Annotated in this window: 16 protein-coding genes and 1 pseudogene; 6 read left to right on the top strand and 11 right to left on the bottom strand. The window is 69.6% G+C overall.

Translation table 11 applies throughout. The features are described 5' to 3' along the window. Positions 1–18: 18 nt before the first annotated feature. Complete coding sequence (locus DSD19_RS10000; protein ID WP_075784131.1) at positions 19–687, top strand: Tim44/TimA family putative adaptor protein; 669 nt, start codon at positions 19–21, stop codon at positions 685–687. Positions 688–915: 228 nt separating this feature from the next. On the opposite strand, the pseudogene DSD19_RS22325 reads toward DSD19_RS10000, so the two are convergent. Continuing rightward, positions 916–1,059: pseudogene (locus DSD19_RS22325) on the bottom strand (LysR family transcriptional regulator); the annotation flags it as partial. A gap of 157 nt (positions 1,060–1,216) precedes the next feature. On the opposite strand from DSD19_RS22325, the gene bla reads away from it, so the two are divergent. Further along, positions 1,217–2,113 (top strand): class A beta-lactamase, encoded by an 897-nt coding sequence (bla, locus tag DSD19_RS10010; RefSeq protein ID WP_113669480.1) that lies wholly within the window; start codon positions 1,217–1,219, stop codon positions 2,111–2,113. A gap of 49 nt (positions 2,114–2,162) precedes the next feature. On the opposite strand, the gene efp is transcribed toward bla, so the two are convergent. Further along, positions 2,163–2,729, bottom strand: coding sequence for an elongation factor P (efp, locus tag DSD19_RS10015; RefSeq protein ID WP_075784130.1), 567 nt, complete (start codon positions 2,727–2,729; stop codon positions 2,163–2,165). 103 nt (positions 2,730–2,832) lie between these two features. Between efp and epmA the strand changes: the two genes are divergently transcribed. The 4 genes from epmA to DSD19_RS10035 all read left to right on the top strand — a co-directional run bounded on the left by epmA (position 2,833) and on the right by DSD19_RS10035 (position 6,217). Continuing rightward, on the top strand, positions 2,833–3,870 hold the full coding sequence (gene epmA / locus DSD19_RS10020; RefSeq protein WP_113669481.1) for an EF-P lysine aminoacylase EpmA: 1,038 nt from the start codon (positions 2,833–2,835) through the stop codon (positions 3,868–3,870). Between the two features lie 127 nt (positions 3,871–3,997). Next, complete coding sequence (locus DSD19_RS10025) at positions 3,998–4,333, top strand: hypothetical protein (RefSeq protein WP_075784128.1); 336 nt, start codon at positions 3,998–4,000, stop codon at positions 4,331–4,333. Between the two features lie 309 nt (positions 4,334–4,642). After that, complete coding sequence (locus DSD19_RS10030; protein ID WP_113669547.1) at positions 4,643–5,641, top strand: murein transglycosylase A; 999 nt, start codon at positions 4,643–4,645, stop codon at positions 5,639–5,641. A gap of 3 nt (positions 5,642–5,644) precedes the next feature. Next, a complete protein-coding gene (locus tag DSD19_RS10035; protein ID WP_113669482.1) occupies positions 5,645–6,217 on the top strand; it encodes a Smr/MutS family protein in 573 nt (190 codons plus the stop codon). Between the two features lie 6 nt (positions 6,218–6,223). Here the strand turns inward: DSD19_RS10035 and hslU are convergent, their stop codons facing one another. The 9 genes from hslU to DSD19_RS10080 all read right to left on the bottom strand — a co-directional run bounded on the left by hslU (position 6,224) and on the right by DSD19_RS10080 (position 18,532). Further along, on the bottom strand, positions 6,224–7,537 hold the full coding sequence (gene hslU / locus DSD19_RS10040; RefSeq protein WP_113669483.1) for an ATP-dependent protease ATPase subunit HslU: 1,314 nt from the start codon (positions 7,535–7,537) through the stop codon (positions 6,224–6,226). Then, complete coding sequence (hslV, locus tag DSD19_RS10045; protein ID WP_075784125.1) at positions 7,534–8,094, bottom strand: ATP-dependent protease subunit HslV; 561 nt, start codon at positions 8,092–8,094, stop codon at positions 7,534–7,536. Before hslV ends, hslU begins: the two co-directional genes overlap by 4 nt. 110 nt (positions 8,095–8,204) lie before the next feature. Next, positions 8,205–8,525, bottom strand: coding sequence for a thioredoxin (trxA, locus tag DSD19_RS10050; protein WP_075784124.1), 321 nt, complete (start codon positions 8,523–8,525; stop codon positions 8,205–8,207). A gap of 60 nt (positions 8,526–8,585) precedes the next feature. Beyond that, positions 8,586–11,954, bottom strand: a complete 3,369-nt coding sequence (gene addA / locus DSD19_RS10055; RefSeq protein ID WP_113669484.1) for a double-strand break repair helicase AddA — start codon at positions 11,952–11,954, stop codon at positions 8,586–8,588. Further along, positions 11,951–14,887: a double-strand break repair protein AddB gene (gene addB, locus DSD19_RS10060; protein ID WP_113669485.1), complete on the bottom strand. Its 2,937-nt coding sequence runs from the start codon at positions 14,885–14,887 to the stop codon at positions 11,951–11,953. The genes addA and addB overlap by 4 nt, the downstream gene beginning before the upstream one ends. Further along, positions 14,880–15,572, bottom strand: a complete 693-nt coding sequence (locus tag DSD19_RS10065; RefSeq protein ID WP_113669486.1) for a nucleotidyltransferase family protein — start codon at positions 15,570–15,572, stop codon at positions 14,880–14,882. The genes addB and DSD19_RS10065 overlap by 8 nt, the downstream gene beginning before the upstream one ends. Beyond that, complete coding sequence (locus DSD19_RS10070; RefSeq protein ID WP_113669487.1) at positions 15,554–16,561, bottom strand: aminoglycoside phosphotransferase family protein; 1,008 nt, start codon at positions 16,559–16,561, stop codon at positions 15,554–15,556. Before DSD19_RS10070 ends, DSD19_RS10065 begins: the two co-directional genes overlap by 19 nt. Beyond that, positions 16,554–17,057 carry a tRNA (adenosine(37)-N6)-threonylcarbamoyltransferase complex ATPase subunit type 1 TsaE gene (gene tsaE / locus DSD19_RS10075; protein ID WP_075784119.1) on the bottom strand — a complete coding sequence of 168 codons (504 nt, stop codon included), beginning with the start codon at positions 17,055–17,057 and terminating at the stop codon, positions 16,554–16,556. Before tsaE ends, DSD19_RS10070 begins: the two co-directional genes overlap by 8 nt. A 41-nt stretch (positions 17,058–17,098) precedes the next feature. Continuing rightward, positions 17,099–18,532: a PAS-domain containing protein gene (locus DSD19_RS10080; protein ID WP_165828100.1), complete on the bottom strand. Its 1,434-nt coding sequence runs from the start codon at positions 18,530–18,532 to the stop codon at positions 17,099–17,101. Positions 18,533–18,693 lie beyond the last annotated feature (161 nt).

The following is an 18,693-nucleotide window of genomic DNA, read 5'->3' on the forward strand; positions in this document are numbered from 1 at the left end:
GCGACCCGCGAGGTTTTCATGAGCTCTGCCATCATCCAGCTTCTGGTTCTCGCCGGGATCGCCGTGTTCCTGATCCTGCGGCTGCGATCCGTCCTTGGCACGCGCGAAGGGTTTGAAAAACCGCCCGTGCAGATGCCCGATCCCGCGGCGCGCCGGGCCGACAGCCGCCGGGCTTTCGAAGTGATCGAGGGCGGTCCCGATACCGACATCACCGACCATGTCGAGGATGGCAGCCCGGCCGCGAAGGCGCTGGCAGCGATGAAACTGGCCGAACCGGGCTTTTCGGTGGGCGAATTCCTGCATGGCGCGCGCGGCGCCTACGAGATGATCCTGATGGCCTTCGAGCATGGCACCATCGAGGACGTAGCGGCGTTTCTGGCCCCCGATGTCCGCGACAGCTTTGCCGAAGTGATCCGGCTTCGCGAGGAACAGGGCCTGTCGGTCGATGCCAATTTCGTCGGCGTGCGCGAGCTGTCGCTGAAGGATGCGACCTATGACCGCGAGACGGGCGAGGCCGAACTGATGGTGCGGTTCGTGGGCGAACTGACCTCGGTCGTGCGCAACGAGGCGGGCGAGATCGTCGAGGGCAGCCCCAGCGAAATCAAGCGTCAGCGCGATGTCTGGACCTTTGCCCGCGTGATGGGCTCGGACGATCCGAACTGGCAGCTCGTCGCGACCGACGAGTGACGCGCCAGGCCGCGATGCGGCGGCGCGCCTGAAGGCCCCTCGTCCCCTTTCAGTGCCTCGGCCTTCAGCCAGGCGGCAAGACGGGCCATTTCCGGCGTCGGCGCGCGATCCGGTCGAGCGCCCCCGCCATTCCGTCGTGCCCCTGTTCCAGCACCGGACACAGCATCCGCCCTCGTCGGTCGGCACCAGTCCGCGGGGCGTGCGCGGCCGAAGCGCGGTGCCCGGCAGATCTTCCAGCCGCGAGATCTGATGGCTGACTGAGGCCTGTGCCACCCGCAGTTCGACTGCCGCGAGGGTAAAGCTGCCCTGCCGCGCCGCGACCTCGAAGACGCGCGGGCCGTTCAGCGGAATGTCGGGCCGGTCCATCTCCATTACCTCTGCTCATGCGGCGCGTGACGATTTCTCGTTGGTCCCGGACGGGGTGCCTCGCTATCAGATCTACAGGACCACGCGCGCCCTCGATCCCCATGACCGGCCCTTTCGGGCCCAGACCCGGTCGGCCGGTCGCCGCCAAGGAGTGTCTTTCGCGATGTCCCATGCCCTTCGACTGCCTCGCCTTCTGGCGGGATTTGCCCTCGGCCTTGCGCTGTGCGGCCCTGCCCTCGCCCGCACCGCGGAGGACGACGCGGCCCAGGCCCTGACCGACACCATCTCCCGGCTTGAAAGCGCCCTGCCCGCGCGGATCGGCGTCGCAATCCGCGACAGCGGGTCCGACTGGGGTTGGGGCCACCGCGACTCAGAACGGTTCCTGATGGCGAGCACCTTCAAGTCGGTGCTGTGCGCCGCTGTGCTCGATCGCGCCGACCGGGAATTGCTGTCGCTGGGCGATGCGGTGGCGATCCCGCCCGAGGCGATCCTCGACTACGCCCCGGTGGCCGAGACCCATGTCGGCGGGACGATGACGCTTGGCGATCTCTGCCTCGCCACCCTCGACATGAGCGACAACACCGCCGCCAATCTGCTGATCGCGCGGTTGGGCGGCCCGCAGGAGGTGACGGCCTTTCTGCGCCGGATCGGCGATCCGGTGACGCGGCTCGACCGCACCGAACCCGACCTGAACCTGTTGGACCCGGCCGATCCGCGCGACACCACCAGCCCCGCGGCGATGGCGGCGACCTGGCAGAGGCTGTTGCTGGGGGATGTGCTGTCGCCCGCCTCTCGGGCACGCCTTGCGGACTGGATGAGCCATGGCTCGGTCACTGCGTCCCTGATCCGTGCCAGTGCGCCGCCGGACTGGACGGTCTCGGACAAGTCGGGCGGCGGCAAGGACTATACCCGCAATCTGGTGGCGATGATCCAGTCCCCGGGCCGCGCGCCGGCCATCGTGGCGATCTATCTGTCCGATTGTCCCGCCGACTGGGCCACGCGCAACGCCGCCGTGGCCGAGATCGGAGCGGCGGTGATCGCGCTTCTGAAGACGCGCTAGGCGTCCTCGGGTCCGGCCGCGCGGCAGGCGGCCGGACATCCCGCCCGGATCAGTCCTTTGAGCGTTCGACGTAGGTGTTGTCGGCGGTGTTGATCACGATCCGGGTGCCGACGTCGATATGCGGCGGCACCATGACCCGCACGCCGATATCGGTCATCGCGGGCTTGTAGCTCGACGAGGCGGTCTGCCCCTTCACCACCGGTTCGGTCTCGGCCACCTCGACCACCATCTTCTGCGGCAGTTCGATCGAGATCGGGTTGCCCTCGAAGGTCTGCAGGAAGACCCGCATCCCCGGCTGCAGATAGGCCGCCGAGTCGCCGACAACGTCGGGATGCGCCGCCACCTGATCGAAGCTTTCCGGGTTCATGAAGTGGAACCCTTCCGCGTCGTCATAGAGAAAGTCGTATTCGCGCTCGTCGACATTGGCCTTTTCCACCTGTTCGGTGGTCTTCCAGCGCTCGGTGGTCTTCACGCCGTCCGAAATCCGGCGCATGTCGACCGAGGTGGTGGGCGTGCCCTTGCCGGGATGGAAGTTCTCGGCCTTGAGAACGACGTAGAGCTGGCCATCCTTTTCGACGACGTTGCCCTTGCGGAGCGAGGAGGCGATGACTTTCACGGGGGTTTCCTTGTGGACGGTCTTGCTGCGGTATATCCGGCTGATCGGACACGGCCGTAGCCGAACTTGGCGCGAAATTCCAGAAGAAAGAAAGGCGCAGCGCATGACCGACACGCCCTGGTGGACCCCGACCCGGCATGCCGACCGCCGCCCGGCGCTATTGGCGCGCAACCGGATTCAGGCCGCGATCCGGGGCTGGCTGGCGGCTCGGGATTTCGTCGAGGTCGACCCGTCCGCGCTGGCGATCAGCCCCGGCAACGAGGCGCATCTGCATGCCTTCGCGACCGAGGCCATCGGCACGGACGGGGGGACGCGGCGGATGTATCTGCACACCTCGCCCGAATTCGCGATGAAAAAGCTGCTGGCCGCGGGCGAGACCCGGATCGCGGCCTTCGCCCATGTCTGGCGCAACCGCGAAAGCGGGCCGCGCCACAGCGCCGAATTCACCATGCTGGAATGGTATCGCGCGGGCGAGGATTACACCCGGCTGATGGAGGACACCGCCCGCATGCTGCAACTGGCCTGCGAGGCGGCGGGCACAAGGCGGCTTTGCCATGGCGGGCAGGAGTGCGATGCCTTCGCCCCGGTCGAGCGGCTGTCGGTGGCGCAAGCCTTCGCCGATCTTGCCGGGATCGACCTTCTGGCGACGCTTGCGCCCGGGGGCGGCACCGACCGGGACGGGCTTGCCGCCCAGGCCAGCGCCGCCGGGATCGCCTTCGGCGCGGGCGACAGCTGGTCGGACATCTTCAGCCGGGTTCTGGTCGAGAGGATCGAGCCGCATCTGGGGCGCGGCCGGATCACCGTGCTCGACCGCTATCCGGCCGCCGAAGCCGCACTGGCGCGGGCCTGCCCCGACGACCCGCGCGAGGCCGAACGGTTCGAAGTCTATGCCTGCGGGGTCGAACTGGCCAACGGCTTCGGCGAGCTGACCGACCCCGCCGAACAGCGCCGCCGCTTCGAGGCCGAGATGGACGAGAAAGAGCGCGTCTATGGCGAGCGCTATCCGCTGGACGAGGATTTCCTTGCGGCGCTGGCGCTGATGCCGCCCGCCTCGGGCATCGCACTCGGCTTCGACCGGCTGGCGATGCTGGCCACCGCCGCGCCGCGGATCGAAGACGTGCTCTGGGCTCCGGTGTCCTGAACCCTCTACCCGGCCCCGCGGTTCCAAACGCTGCGTCAGATTTCTCCCGGCGCGAAACGGCTGGCATTCTCATCCCGGGAAGGTATTCACCCTTTCGTGATGAGTTCCATTTTTTGAGGTTGCTGCAGTGAAATATCGTTTCGTCGGACTGCTGTCCGTTGCCCTGGTCCTGTCGGTTTCTGCCTGTGCCAAACGCCCCGACGCCATCGCGCCCGCTCCGATGCCCGCCGGCATGTACGACAAGATGAGCTGCACAAAGGCCCGTGACGAGCTGATGAAGGTCAATGCCGAGGTCGAAGAGCTGTCGCGCAAGCAATCGGGCGCCGCGACCGCCGATGCGATCGGCGTCTTCCTGATCCTGGTGCCGATGTCGACCCTTTCGGGCGGCGACAAGGCGGGCGATCTCGCGGCCGCCAAGGGCCGGAAACTGGCGCTGGAAGCGCGGCTCGAAAACTGCCGCTGACCGGGTGACCGGCCCGGCGGGACTGCGGCCTGCCGGGTCAGCCTGTCTTTCGATCATTCCGCCGATCCGGGCCGGTTTCGGCACATCCGGTCTGGGACCGGGCGGCGTTTGGCGCTATCACGGGGCTTGGCCCCGACCTGCGCCCGGGGCGCGCGCCTGCGCCCGGCCGGACCCGGGTCGGGCGGAACGCGGCGCAGCGGATCGCGACAGCAGGGCCCCGTGGAAAAGCGCAGCGCAGCACCCTCCCCGACCAGCGACGAGGCGCCCTCGCGCGCGCTTCGCGGCTTCGGGGCGGCGGTCTGTCTGGCGATGGCCCTGGGCGGCGCCGGCCCGGGCACGGCGGCGCCATCGGTCGAGATGCTGTCCTTTGCCGATCTCAAGGGCTGGGACACCGACGATCATGCCCAGGCGCTGGCCACCTTCCGCGAAACCTGCCCCGACCTGCCCGATCCGCCCTGGACCTCGCTTTGTGCCCTGTCCGAACGGCAGTCGAGCGCCCGCAGCTTCTTCGAGCTGTTCTTCCGGCCGGTCCTGATCGGCGGCGACAGCCCGGCGCTGTTCACCGGCTATTTCGAGCCCGTGCTCAAGGCCGCCCGCGCCCCCGATGCCCGCTTTCGCTATCCGATCTACCGCCTGCCGCCCGACCTGCCCGCCGACCGGCCCTGGTTCTCGCGCCGCGAGATCACCGAAGGCGGGGTGCTTGACGGGCGCGGGCTGGAAATCGCCTGGCTTGAAGACCCGGTCGACGTGTTCTTTCTTCAGGTGCAGGGATCGGGCCGACTGACCCTGCCCGACGGCACCCTGCTGCGCGTCGGCTATGGCGGCAAGAACGGCCACGACTACCGGTCGATCGGCAAAGAGCTGGTCCGGCGCGGGGTCTATGAGGCGCATCAGGTCTCGGCCCGGGTGATCCGCGCCTGGGTCCGGCGCCATCCCGAAGCGGGGGCCGAGCTTTTGCTGCACAACCCGTCCTTCGTCTTCTTCCGCGAACTCGACGCGCTGCCGCCGGGCAAGGGGCCGCTCGGGGCGATGAACCGCCCGGTCACGCCGATGCGCAGTCTCGCGGTCGATCCCGCCTACGTGCCGCTGGGCGCCCCGGTCTGGATCGAGAAGGGCGGGCGGCATCCCTTGCACCGGCTGATGGTCGCGCAGGATACCGGCTCGGCGATCAAGGGGGCGCAGCGGGCCGACATTTTCTATGGCACCGGCGCAGGGGCCGGGCGGCTGGCGGGCGAGGTGCGCGATCCGGGCCGGATGGTGGTGCTGCTGCCGATCGACCTGGCGCTTGCGCTTCTGCCCGGAGGCTGAGCCTTGCGTCGTCGCCGCCTCAGCCGCGAGGACCGCGCAGTTTGGGACGAGGTCGCGCGCCGGGTTCGCCCGATGCGCGAGGCAGCCCCCGACCCCGTGCCCGACACGGCACCGCCCGCGCCGGTCCCCGCCCCGCCGCTCAAGGCAGCGGCGCCGCCGCTGGCACCGTTCCGGCTGGGCGCCAAGGCGCCCTCCCCGGCCGCCGCGCCCGACCCGGCCCCGGCCTCGATCCGCATGGACCGCAAGGCGTTTCTGCGGATGAAGGGGGGCAAGCTCGACCCCGAGGCACGGATTGACCTGCACGGCATGACCCTGGCCGAAGCGCATCCGGCGCTGATCGGGTTCATCCTGCGCAGTCAGGCCGAGGGGCGGCGGCTGGTGCTGGTGATCACCGGCAAGGGGCGCGGCACGGAATGGGAACCGGCCTTCGCCGACCGGCGCGGGGTTCTGCGGCGGCAGGTGCCGCACTGGCTGCAACAGGCGCCGCTGACCGGCGCGGTGCTGCAGGTGACCCCCGCCCACCGCAAGCATGGCGGCGAGGGCGCCTTCTACGTCTATCTCCGGCGCCCCCGCTAGGCGGGATCAGAGGATATAGCGGGTCATGTCGGCCGATCTGGTCAGCTCGCCCAGGTTTTTCTCGACGAAATCCGCATCGACCCGGACGCTGTCGCCGCCCCGGTCGGGCGCGGTGAAGCTGAGCTCTTCGAAGACCCGTTCCATCACCGTGTAAAGCCGCCGCGCGCCGATATTCTCGATGCTTTCATTGACCTCGGCCGCGACGCGGGCCAGCGCCGCGATACCGTCCTCGGTGAATTCGACGGTGACATCCTCGGTGCCCATAAGCGCGGTATATTGCCGGGTCAGGGCGTTGTCGGTCTCGGTCAGGATGCGGACGAAATCGCCCTCGGTCAGTGCGCGCAGTTCCACCCGGATCGGCAACCGGCCCTGCAATTCGGGCAGCAGGTCCGAGGGCTTGGCGATATGGAACGCGCCCGAGGCGATGAAGAGGATATGGTCGGTCTTCACCGGCCCGTACTTGGTCGAGACCGTCGTGCCCTCGATCAGCGGCAGCAGGTCGCGCTGTACGCCCTCGCGGCTGACATCGGCGCCGCGCATGTCGGACCGGGCGCAAACCTTGTCGATCTCGTCGAGAAAGACGATGCCGTTTTCCTGCACCGCCTCCAATGCGGTCCGGTTCACCGTCTCGTCGTCGAGAAGCTTGTCGGCCTCTTCCGAAATCAGGATCTCGTAGCTTTCGGCCACGGTCATCCGCTTCTTGACGGTGCGCCCGCCGAAGGCCTTGCCGAAGAGATCGCCCAGCGACATCATCCCCTGCTGGCCCTGCCCCGGCGCCATGCCCGGAAGCTCCATCCCTTGCAGCGGGTTCGAGGTGTCGGTGATCTCGAGCTCGATCGTCGTGTCGTCAAGCTCGCCCTTCTTCAGCTTGGTGCGGAACATCTCGCGGGTCTGCTCGCGCGCATCCGATCCGGCGATGGCGGCGATCACCCGGTCCTCGGCGGCCTTGTAGGCGGCGGCCTTGACGTCCTCGCGCATCCAGTCGCGGGTCTGCACCAGCGCGATATCGACCAGATCGCGCACGATCTGTTCCACGTCGCGGCCGACATAGCCCACTTCGGTGAACTTGGTCGCCTCGACCTTGATGAAGGGCGCCCGGGCCAGCCTGGCCAGACGGCGCGAAATCTCGGTCTTGCCGACGCCGGTCGGGCCGATCATCAGGATGTTCTTGGGATAGACCTCTTCGCGGAGGTCGTCGGCCAGCTGCTTGCGCCGCCAGCGGTTTCGCAGCGCGACCGCGACCGCGCGCTTGGCATCGCTCTGGCCGATGATGAACCGGTCGAGTTCCGAGACGATTTCGCGGGGGGTCAGGTCGGTCATCGGGAAATGGTCTCCACCGTCAGGTTGCCGTTCGTGTAGACGCAGATATCGGCCGCGATCGCCATCGCCCTGCGGGCGACGTCTTCGGCCGAAAGCTCGGTATTTTCCATCAGCCCCCGGGCCGCGGCCAGCGCGTAGTTGCCGCCCGATCCGATGGCGGCCACGTCGAATTCGGGGGCAAGCACGTCGCCCGCGCCGGTGATCACGTAAAGCTCGGCCCCGTCGCTGACGATCAGCATGGCCTCGAGCTTTTGCAGATACTTGTCGGTGCGCCAGTCCTTGGCCAGCTCGACCGCGGCGCGCTGCAGCTGGCCCGGGGTTGCCTGCAGCTTGGCCTCCAGCCGTTCGAGGAGTGTGAAGGCATCGGCCGTCGATCCGGCGAACCCCGCGACGACGTCGTAGCCGCCCGGCGACAGCTTGCGCACCTTGCGGGCGGTGCCCTTGATGACGGTCTGGCCCAGGCTGACCTGTCCGTCGCCCGCGATCACTACCTGCCCGCCGCGGCGGACGCCGATGATGGTGGTCCCGTGCCATCCGGGAAACTCGGTTTTCGACATGCCGTTCTCCTGCGATTTCCGGGTCCGATATATGCGCGCGATGCTGCCCCACAAGCCGGGCACGAAAAAGGGGCGCCGGGGCGCCCCTTTGTCTCAGCCTGAACTTGGGGTCAGACGGATTCGTGGATCCAGTTCTGCAGCGCGGCCTTGGGCGCGGCGCCGATCTTGCTGGAAATGACTTGTCCATCCTTGAACAGAAAGAGCGCCGGGATGCCGCGCACGCCCAGCTGGGCCGGGCTGGTCGGGTTGTCGTCGACATTGACCTTGACGATCTTCACCTTGCCTTCCAGCTCGACCGACAGCTCTTCCAGGGCCGGGCCGATCTGCTTGCAGGGGCCGCACCATTCGGCCCAGAAATCGACGACGACGGGAATGTCGGACTGGCGCACCTCGGCGTCGAAGGTGTCGTCCGTGACGGCATGGGTGGGCATCTGGGTCTCTCCTTGGAACCTGGGATCGAGGCCGGAAAGTAAGGACCGCGACCCTTAGCGTCAAGCCAGCCCCGCCCGGGCCAGCGCCGCCTGGCCCAGCTCTCGCGGGATCGTCATCAGCCTGGCCGTCCGGGTCCACAGAACGGCCGTCTCGATCTCGCGGCCGGGATAGATCTGCGCCAGCGCCACTGCATAGGCGCCCAGCTGGCGCAGGATGCCCTCGGGTGTGTCTTCGGGCCGGTACGGCACGACCGCGTTGGTCTTGAAATCGACGGCGGTGATCCGGCCGGGCGAGACGATCAGCCGGTCGACCGTGCCGCTCAGCCGCCCCTGGCCCAGGGGCGCGGTCAGCGGAACCTCGGCCAGCGTGCCGGGCGCGAAGACCGGCGCCAGATCGGGCCGCGCCATCAGGGCCTCGGCCTCGGCGGCAAGGGCCGGGATCGCGGCCTCGGGCGCGGGCGGGTCGGCCGTGGCCAAAAGCGCGCGGGCCAGCGCCGGGCGGTCGGCCGGATCGGTGCCCGGCAGATGTTCCAGCAGAAGGTGCATCCAGGTGCCCGCCGCCCGGACATCCTCGGTCTCGGCGGTGCCAAGCGGGTCGCCCGACAGGGCCTTGGCGCCGCCCAGATCGGACGGCGACAGCGGTTGCGGCGGCCGTTCGGGGCGGGGCGCGTCGCGCAGCGCCCAGTCGGCAAGCGCGGTTTCGGGCAGCGCCGTCTCGGGCGCGGCCAGGACGCGGTCTTCCGGCCAGAGCCCGCGTTCATAGCGCAGCCCCTCGCCGAAACCGAAATCGTGTGGCACGGGGCCAAGCGCCTCAATGCCCCGCCGGATGCGGCTGTACCAGTCGCTGCCATCCTTCGCGAGCTTTCCGGCCGCCGCCACGATCAGCCATTGTTCGGCCCGGGTCATGGCGACGTATAACAGCCGCGACCGTTCCTCCTCCTCGCGCTGGACACGCGCCGCATGGGCGGCTGCCAGCGCCTCGGGGCGCTCGTCCGATCCGGTCTTCCAGGCGGGCAGGCCGTTTTCCAGCGTATAGATCTGGTCGCGGATGGTGACAGTGCGCTGCGCCGTATGCGGCAGGATCACCACCGGCGCCTCAAGCCCCTTGGCGCCATGCACCGTCATCACCCGTATCCGCCGCCCCGCCGCATCGAGCTGGCGCTTGATCTCGACCTCGCCACTCGACAGCCAGGCCAGGAAGCCTGTCAGCGAAGGGACCTCGGTCGTCTCATAGGACAGCGCCTGGGTCAGCAGCGCATCGATGCCGTCCTCGGCCTCCTGACCAAGCCGCGCCACCAGCCTGCGGCGCCCGTCATGGCGGGTGAGGATGCGTTCCAGCAGGTCGTAGGGGCGCAGGAAATCGGCCTCGTCCAGCAGCGCCTGCAGCACCGGAACCGTCTCTGTTCCGGCCCGATCCGCGTGTCTGAGCGCCTGCCAGAGATAGCCCTTGCGGCGTGCTGCCAGCCGGAACAGGGCATCCTCGGTCCAGCCGAACAGCGGCGAGCGCAGGGCCGAGGCCAGTGACAGGTCGTCCTCGGGCAACGCCAGGAAGGACAGAAGCGCGGTCAGGTCGCGCACCGCAAGTTCGCCGCCGATCTTCAGCCGGTCGGCGCCGGCCACCTCCAGCCGCTCGGCCTTGCAGGCGCGGATGATCTCGTGAAACAGATCGGTCCGGCTTTGCACCAGGATCAGGATGTCGCCCTCATGGATCGGGCGGCGCCCCCCGCCCTTGACGGCAACGGTCTCGCCCCGGTCGATCATGGCGCGGATTTCCGATGCCACCTGACGCGCCAGCCGCACGCTGTGATGCGAGGCGCCCAGCATGTCGACCGGATCGGCCCAATGCCCCGGATCGGCGGCCTCGCTATCCTCGACCACGGGCCAGATATCGACCCGACCGGGCAGATCGGAATGGAAGGCGCGGTGCCGCATCTCGCGGTCGAGCCCCGCCCGCGCGCCTTCCGGAAAGGTCCGGTCGACGGCGCCGAGGATCGCCTCGGAGGAGCGGAACGAATACTCCAGCGTCAGGTTCAACAGGCCGCGGTCGACATTTTCCAGCCGGTCGCGGAACAGCGCGCGCATCCGGTCGAAGCCCTCGGGGTCGGCGCCCTGGAAGGAATAGATCGACTGCTTCTTGTCGCCGACGACGAAGATCGTGCGCTCGACCCCGCTCCGCGCGCCCTCGCCCGCGGTGAATTCCTGCGCCAGAAGCTCGATCACCTGCCATTGCACCGGGCTTGTGTCCTGCGCCTCGTCGACAAGGATATGGTCGAGCCCGCCATCGAGCCGGAACAGCACCCATTGCGCGACGCCCGGATCGGTCAGCAGATCGCGCGCCTTCAGGATCAGGTCGTCGAAATCGAGCCAGCCCTGCAGCTGTTTGCGCGCCGCATAGGCGGGCAGGAAGGCTTCGGCAAAGCGGTGCAGGGCCAGCGTCCGCTCGGCCGCATCCAGCGCCAGCCGCCGGGGCCGCGCGGTTTCGACCCGGATCATCAGGTCTTCCAGCGGCACCAGATCGGCCCCCAGCGCGGCCCGGACCGCCTTGGTGGGAAAAGACCCTGTCTTGGCCGAAAACGGCTGTTTGGCGGCTGAGCCGGTCAACAGGATGTCTTCAAGCCCCAGCAACAGGGCCCGGTCGGCCCCGCCGAGATTCAGCGCGCCAAGCTTGGCGGCGGCGGTCTGATCGGTCTTGCCGCCTCCGGCCAGCGCGGATTTCAGACGGGTCAGCAGGGCCTCTTCGGTCCCGGTGAAGACGCCGCGCAGCAGGACCGTGCTGTCCTCATCGGTGGAAAGGCCGAAGCTTTTCCAGATCGCGCCCGGGTCGGCGGTGGCCGGAAACCGGTCGCGATGGCTGGCGATCTCGGCGGTCAGCGCATCCAGCTCGGCATCGGTGTGAAACCGGGCCAGATCGGCAAAGCGATCGGCCTCAGGCCCTTCGGCCAGCGCATCGACCAGCTCGGCCCGCAGGCGGCGGGCGTTGCGGTCGTCCATCTCGACGAATTGCGGCGAGACCCCGGCCTCGAGCGGAAACCGCCTGAGAATGCCCGCGCAGAAGGAATGGATGGTCTGGATCTTCAACCCGCCCGGCGCCTCGATGGCACGCGCGAAGAGCCGCCGCGCCTCGCGCAGGGTGTCCTCGCCGATGGCGGTCTCGACGCCCAGCTCGTGCAGCGCCTTGCGCAGATCGGCATCGGCCAGCATCGCCCAGCCACCCAGCCGGTCGAACAGCCGGTTCTGCATCTCGCCTGCGGCGGCCTTGGTATAGGTCAGGCACAGGATGCGCTGCGGCGGCACCCCTGCCAACAGAAGCCGTGCCACCCGGTCGGTCAGAACCCGGGTCTTGCCCGACCCCGCATTGGCCGACAGCCAGACAGACCCCGACGGGTCGGCCGCCTGGATCTGCCGTTCGGTCGCCTCGTTCCGGGTCATCCCACATCCTCCGGGTCTGGCGGGTCGGTTTCATCCCATTCGCCAAAGCGCGACAGCAGGTCGTAATCGGTGATGTCGCTGCGCTTCTGGATGCGGTTGCGGGCGGTATAGCCCTGTTCCGGCCGGGCATAGCGGGCGATCAACCGGTCAAGCTCGGCCCAGGTTCGCGCGACCAGATCGTCGTCCAGCGTATTGGTCACGGTCTTCGGCGGCTGGCCGAGGCCGATATAGGTGACGTGATCGACGGGCGCGGCCGGGATGTCCTCGAAGCCGCCGCGTTCGGCGATGCAGGCCTCCAGCAGCAGCTGCTTGTCGAAAGCCTCCATCGCCTTCAGGCTGGGTGGCGTGCCGGTCTTGTAATCGTAGAGGATGAGGCGGCCGTCGGGGCGGCGGTCGATCCGGTCGGCCTGCGCGGTAAGGGTGAAGCCGCTGTCCAGCCGCGCCGCGCCCGGGTGTTCGCGGGCGATGCAGACGGCCTCGGCCTGGCGCACCGCCTCGTCGCGCAGAAAGCTTTCGGCCGCGCGCCCGAGCCGTGCCCGCCAAAGCGCGCGGGCCGCGGGCCAGGGTGCCTCGGTTGCCAGAACCTCGTCGGCGATGGCCATCAGATCGGCCTGGGCCCGGTCCGGATCGGGGTCGAGCGGCTGTGACAGGAACCGCTCCATCACCTTGTGCAGGACCGTGCCCCGCAGCGGCGCATCGGCGCTGCGCACCAGCGGATCGAGACGCTTCAGCCGCAGGATATGGCGGGCATAGACGGCATAGGGGTCGCGGATCAGCCGCTCGACAGCCGTGACCGACAGCCGGTCGGGGCGGCGGTCGACGGGCGGCCGGGGCGAGGGGCGACGCGCGGCGGGCAGCGGTTCGGCGGGCCGGTCGAGCGCCTGCGCCATGTCAAGCCAGCCTTGCCCCCGCGCCCGCATCGCGGCCAGCGCCTCGGGGCCGCCAGTGCCGCCCAGCCCGTCCATCAGGTTGGTCAGCCGGTTTAGCCAGCGCGCGGGCACGGTCTGGGCCTCGGCCGTGCGGATCGCGCGCGAGATCATCACTTCGGGGGCGCAGATCGCCTGCTGGAAGTCATGCGCGGCCAGCCCGATCTGGCGTTCGGGCAGCAGCAGGCCCGCCTCGGCCCGCATCTGCCGGTTCAGCCAGGGATCGGGCGCCGGGGTTTCGGGCCAGCTGCCTTCGTTCAACCCGGCGAGGATTACCAGATCGGCGCCCTGAACGCGGGCCTCGAGTGTGCCCCAGATCATCACCCCGGGATGCGGCTCGACCGCGCTGCGCACGGTGCTGTCGCGCAGGACCGAGTCGAGCAGCGCCGAAAAATCGCCGGGGGTCATCTCGCCGCCCGCGTCGGCTTCGTCGGCCAGCAGGTCCAGCGCCGCGCGGGACTGCGCACCCGCCTCCTCCAGCCAAAGCCCGCCGGGGTCGGTGCTGCCGGGACCTGCGGCGAGGGTCTCGCAGGCCGCACGGTGGCGCGCGACATGGGCCGAAAGCGGCTCTGTTCCCGCCCGATCGACGCCATCCAGCGCTGCGGAAAGCCACACGGCCCAGGCCTTGCGTCCATCTTCGGCATCGCTCGCCCAGCCGATCAGCGCGCGACCATCGGGGAAGGCCGGACCGTTCCGGCGCAGATGCAGTTCCAGCTCGCGGGTCCAGCGCAGGTGATCGGCGCGCAGGCCCGGGCTTGAGGCGGTCAGCGGATGCTTGAGCAGCGCCAGTAGCGTCTCGACCGTCAGCGGCCGCCCGAACAGCGCCGCGACCTGGCGCAGGAACCGCCCCGGCGGCGACAGCGGCAGCGGCATGCCCGCACTGTCGTCGGGCCGGATGCCCCAGCGGTCGAGCGCAGCGGTCACCTGCCGGGTCAGGGTCCGGTCGGGTGTGACCAGTGCGGCGCTTTGCCCGTCCTCGGCGGCCCGGCGCAGCCGCAACGCGATGGCCAGCGCCTCGGCGCGCGGCGAAGGCGCCTCGATCAGCGTCAGCCCCTCTGTGGCCCGGTCGAGCCCGGTCAGCCGGGGGCCGTCCTCCATCCACTGATCGGTAACGGGGGCGGGCCGGAGCGCGAGCGAGACCAGACGATTGCGCGGCGGGCACGGGGCGGGCGTGCCGACCCAGGGCGCGACTGCCTCGGGGGCCATCCCCATGTCGTCGAGAATTCGGCGAAAGCGGAACTGGGGGTGGTCCTCGGCGGCCAGCGCGTCGTCAAGGCCTTCCCAGATCGCGGTGGGCATGTCGAAGTCGAAGCCGGGCAGCACGGCGGCCCCCCGGGGCAGACCGGCGACGGTGCGCAGGAACAGCGCGGTCGCGCCACGCGATCCGGTCGTGCCGGCGACGATGACGGGATGGCGGGGCGGATCGGCGCGCCAGCGCGCGGCCAGGCGTTCGACCGCCAGCCGTTGGCGGGCGCCGGTGCCGGGCCGGTCGGACAGGTCGGCGCCAAGCCAGTCCTCGACCAGCGTCAGGAATTGCCGCGCCCGCGCCCAATGCGCCGAGAGGTTCCCGACATCGAGCTGATGTAGCACGCGGGGCGGAACGCCCTCGGTCTGCATCTCGTCCAGCAACGCGGCGAGGCTGTCGGCCAGATCGAAGGCCGAACTGCGCGCGGCCAGATCAGGGGCGCGGTCCAGCAGCGCGCGGACCAGTTGCGCCAGTTCCAGCCGGCGCCGCAGCGGCGAGGCGGGCGCGGGCAGATCGGCGAGGATCGGATGGCGGGACAGCTCTGCCACCAGGCGGATGCGCGGCAGCAGGCGCGGCGGCCCGGCCTGGAAAAGGGCGACCAGACGCCGCCGCATGCGTTCGGTATTGACCCAGATCTCGACCTCGGCCCAGGCCTCGGGCGGGGCGCCGGACAGTCTCTGTTCCAGCCCGATCAGCAGATCTCGCGGGAAATCGGCGCCGGGCGGCAGGCCATAGAGGCGGGGCGTGCTTCCCTCAAACATCAGTCTGCTCCGCCAGCAACGCCTCGGCCTCGGCGATCCCGCCCGGATGGCCCACATCGCACCATCCGCCGGGATGCAGAACGCCGAAAAGCCGCCCCTCGGTCAGCATCCGGTCCCAGAGGCGGTTGAGCGAAAAGACCGGCTCGGGGATCTCGGCCAGCCCGTCGGTCCTGAGGATCTGGGCGCCCGAATAGACCCCGCCCGGGCCACGGGTCAGGCGTCCGTCGGCATCGCACCGGAAATCGCCCGTCCCGGCGTGACCGGTCGCGCGGTCGCGCGGGACCAGCAGCAAAAGCCCGTCCATCCGGGCCGGGTCCCAGGCGGCGGCCAGCGTGGCCAGCGGGTTCGGCCCGGTCCAGACCGCGTCGCTGTTCAGCGTGAAGACCGGGCCCCTGCCCAGCAGCGGCAGCGCATGGCGCAGCCCGCCGCCGGTATCGAGGATCTGAGGGTCCTCGCGCAAGACCGCGATGCCGTGGCGTCCGGCCAGATGGGCCTCGATCTGCCCGGCGCGGTAATGCGCGTTCGCGACGATGCGGTTCAGCCCGGCGCCTTCGGCCAGCGCCAGCGCATGGTCGATCAGCGGCCGCCCTGCCACCTCGATCAGCGGCTTGGGCCGGTCGTCGGTCAACGGCCGCATCCGGGTGCCGAACCCGGCGGCGAACAGCATCAGGGCCGTCGGGCGCATCGGCTTTCGATCCTGGCAAGGCGGTCGGGGTCGGGCGGGGGCAGCAGGCGGAGCGCCTGATCGCGCAGGTCGGCCAGCGCCGGGTGGTCGAGATCGGTCATCAGATGCGCCCAGACCCGGGGCATCAGCCGCAGATAGCCGGGTTTGCCGTCGCGCAGGCACAGCCGGGCGAAAACGCCCAGAATGCGCAGGTTGCGCTGGGCGCCGGTCAGGGCATAGGCGCGGGCGAAGGCGTCGGGATCGCTGCCGGTGCGGGCGACATAGCGCGCGCGCATCCGGACCTGCAGCGCCGGGGGCACGTTGCGGCGCGCGTCTTCCAGAAGCGACACCAGATCGTAGGCGGGATGGCCCACGCGCGCGTCCTGAAAATCGAGAAGCCCGACCCGGGCGGCGCCGCTGCGGTCGGGCAGCCAGATCAGGTTTTCGGCGTGATAATCGCGCAGGATCAGCACCGAGGGCGGCGCGGTGGACTCCAGTCGGGTCCTGATCGTGGCGCGAAAGGCCGCGATCTCTGCCTGGGGCGCGGGCCTGCCAAGCCCGGTCAGGTACCACTGGAACGGCAGGCAGGCCAGATCGGCCATGGTCTCGGCGTCATAGGCGGCCAGCCCGGCGGGCGGGGCCGTGCGGTGCAGATCTGCCAGCAGGTCAGTGGCGGCGGCGTAAAGCGTGTCTTCCGGTCCGGGATCGTCGGCAAGCACCCGGGCGAACAGGGCGTCGCCCAGATCCTCAAGCAGCAAAAAGCCCTGCGTCGCGTCCTCGGCCAGGATCGCGGGGGCCGAGAGGCCAAGCCCGGTCAGGTGCCGGGCGATGGCGATGAAGGGGCCGACATCCTCGCCCCGCGCCGGATCGGCATCCATCAAAACGGCGGTTTCGGTCCCGCGGGCCAGACGCTCGTAACGGCGGTTCGAGGCATCGCCCGCCAGGGGCGCGCGGCGGGCCTCGGCCCATCCGGCGCGGGCGAGGATATCGGCGCAGGCAGTGTCACGCATCGGGGTCGTCTTTTGCGGCAGGGAAGGACAGGCGGTCGGCCCAGGACGGGTCGGCCGAAACGAGATCGAGCGTCCGGGCGGTGTCGGATGGGCCGGGGCCGAAGGTCAGGCGCAGGGCGTCTGCCGGGGCCAGGTCGCCCAGCCGGTCGGGCCATTCGATCAGGCAAAGCGCCAGCTCGAACGCCTCGTCGAGCCCGAGTTCGAGCACCTCATGGGGATGGCCCAGCCGGTAAAGATCGGCATGCCAGATCTCGAACGGCCCCGCCTCGTAGGTCTGGACCAGGGTGAAGGTCGGCGAGGGCACGTCTTCGACCGGCAGCCCGGCGCGGGCCTGCGCGGCCTGAATCAGCGCGCGGGCGAAGGCAGTCTTGCCCGCTCCGATCGGCCCGTCGAGAAGCAGCGTGTCGCCAGCCCCGAGGACCGCCGCCAGCCGGTCGGCGAGGGCGCGGGTCTGGGCCTCGGAGGCCAGCGAAAGGGAAAGACGGGTTCCGGACATGGACGCATGTTTAACGCCTGCCCGAGGCCCCGCAAGTCGGATCAGCCCGTCGAGGCGCGCGGCACCGGGTGGGCGTCCGCCGCATCGGCCTGGGTCGCGTCGCGGAACTCGACCATCATGCAGCCGCCCGCGACGGGTTTGAGGAAGCAGTCGAGCCGTCTGCCGTCGCGGCGGATCAACTCGCAGCTCCAGGCTTCGCGCTGGCGGATGCGGTGCGACAGATCGGCGGCGGCCTCGGATTGGGTCAGCAGGCATTGCGCCTGCCATTTCGCCGTGGCCCCGGCGATATCGGTGGTACCCATCACCAGGCGCGGGTCCTCGCCCCAAAGCTCGGCATAGGCGCTGTTCGACAGGGTCAGGACCCCGGCGCTGGAAAACACCACGATGGCTTCGGGCAGCGAGTCGATCACGGCCTGCCCGGTCTCGATCTCGCCGCGGAACCGGCGGGTCATCGACATTTCGGTGCTGATATCCTCGAACAGGAAGGCCACGGCGCCGTCGGGATGCGGGCGCCCGGTGACCCGGTAGACCTGTCCGCCGGGCAGGGTCCAGGTGTCGGAATAGACGCCGTCGCTGGCATCGCGTTCCAGCCGCAGGATCTGTTCGCGCCAGGACCGGTAGTTCTTCGGCTCGGGCATCATCCGGGTTTCGCGCAGCCGGTCTAGCACGTTCAGAAGCGTGGGCCGTCCGGTCAGGAATTCGGGCTCGAGGTTGAAAAGCTCGGACATGGCGGGGTTGAACAGCACCAGTTCGCGCCTGCGGTTGAAGACGGCCAGTCCGATGGGCAGTTCGGCGAAGGTCTTGGTCAGGGTCTGCACGAAGTTCCGAAGCGCGGTCTCGGCCCGGACGGTGGCATCGGCCGGAAGCGCGAAATGCAGCGAGGCACCATGGGCCTCGACGGCCACACAGTCGAACCAGCGGTCGCGGCCAGTACCAGTCCCAGAGCCGCTGCCGGCGTCGATGACCTGACGGTGCGGCGAGCCCGGCTCCCCCTTGGGTTGTGAAAACAGCACCGGCAGCGGCCAGACGATCTGGCCCTCGTCATGGCGGCTGCGCACGATGTCGAGATAGGCGCTGTTGGCCCAGGCCACACCCCCCTTGTCGTCCTGCTGCCAGGCCGGGGTCGGCATCGCCTCGACCACATCGCGGAGCGTGGCTAGTTCCGCGGTCAGCGCGGCCAGGCTCTGGGCGTCGGTCAGGCCCGCATCCTCGTCGAAGCGCGGCATCTGCAGCGTCAGGCGGATCACCCCGTCAAGCCAGGTCGCGGTCAGCTGCGCCTCGCCCCCGGCTTCGGTCAGAAGGGCCGAGCCGTCCTTGGGCAACCGCTCCATTCGTTCGGGAAAACCGGGGAAACGCGGCACGATCAGGGCGCAGAACCGCTGCCAGTCGGTCAGGCCCTTGGGGCCGCCTGCCAGAAACCGGCGCCCGTCCGGCGTGGCATCCACCAGATGTTCTCCATCGAAGAGAAATACCATGCTGTTTCTGGATTCCGCGCCCGGGGACGGGGAGCGTCGGGGAATGAGGGGCAAAAGGAATACCGCCACCAACGCGCTGATCAGGGATACGCCCGCAAGAACCAGCGCAGAGGTCAAGTCGATATCCATGGTGCGGGCGAGGCTCCTTCGGTCAGTCTGTT

Origin of the sequence: Rhodovulum sp. BSW8, from assembly GCF_003314725.1 — a bacterium.
Lineage (GTDB): Bacteria > Pseudomonadota > Alphaproteobacteria > Rhodobacterales > Rhodobacteraceae > Rhodovulum > Rhodovulum visakhapatnamense.

Excerpts from the sequence above, each read along its gene's own strand:
- DSD19_RS10000 (WP_075784131.1), top strand. The coding sequence starts at position 19 with ATGAGCTCTGCCATCATCCAGCTTCTGGTTCTCGCCGGGATCGCCGTG.
- bla (WP_113669480.1), top strand. The coding sequence starts at position 1,217 with ATGTCCCATGCCCTTCGACTGCCTCGCCTTCTGGCGGGATTTGCCCTC.
- epmA (WP_113669481.1), top strand. The coding sequence starts at position 2,833 with ATGACCGACACGCCCTGGTGGACCCCGACCCGGCATGCCGACCGCCGC.
- DSD19_RS10030 (WP_113669547.1), top strand. The coding sequence starts at position 4,643 with ATGGCCCTGGGCGGCGCCGGCCCGGGCACGGCGGCGCCATCGGTCGAG.
- hslU (WP_113669483.1), bottom strand. The coding sequence starts at position 7,537 with ATGACCGACCTGACCCCCCGCGAAATCGTCTCGGAACTCGACCGGTTC.
- hslV (WP_075784125.1), bottom strand. The coding sequence starts at position 8,094 with ATGTCGAAAACCGAGTTTCCCGGATGGCACGGGACCACCATCATCGGC.
- trxA (WP_075784124.1), bottom strand. The coding sequence starts at position 8,525 with ATGCCCACCCATGCCGTCACGGACGACACCTTCGACGCCGAGGTGCGC.
- addA (WP_113669484.1), bottom strand. The coding sequence starts at position 11,954 with ATGACCCGGAACGAGGCGACCGAACGGCAGATCCAGGCGGCCGACCCG.
- addB (WP_113669485.1), bottom strand. The coding sequence starts at position 14,887 with ATGTTTGAGGGAAGCACGCCCCGCCTCTATGGCCTGCCGCCCGGCGCC.
- DSD19_RS10065 (WP_113669486.1), bottom strand. The coding sequence starts at position 15,572 with ATGCGCCCGACGGCCCTGATGCTGTTCGCCGCCGGGTTCGGCACCCGG.
- DSD19_RS10070 (WP_113669487.1), bottom strand. The coding sequence starts at position 16,561 with ATGCGTGACACTGCCTGCGCCGATATCCTCGCCCGCGCCGGATGGGCC.
- tsaE (WP_075784119.1), bottom strand. The coding sequence starts at position 17,057 with ATGTCCGGAACCCGTCTTTCCCTTTCGCTGGCCTCCGAGGCCCAGACC.
- DSD19_RS10080 (WP_165828100.1), bottom strand. The coding sequence starts at position 18,532 with ATGGTATTTCTCTTCGATGGAGAACATCTGGTGGATGCCACGCCGGAC.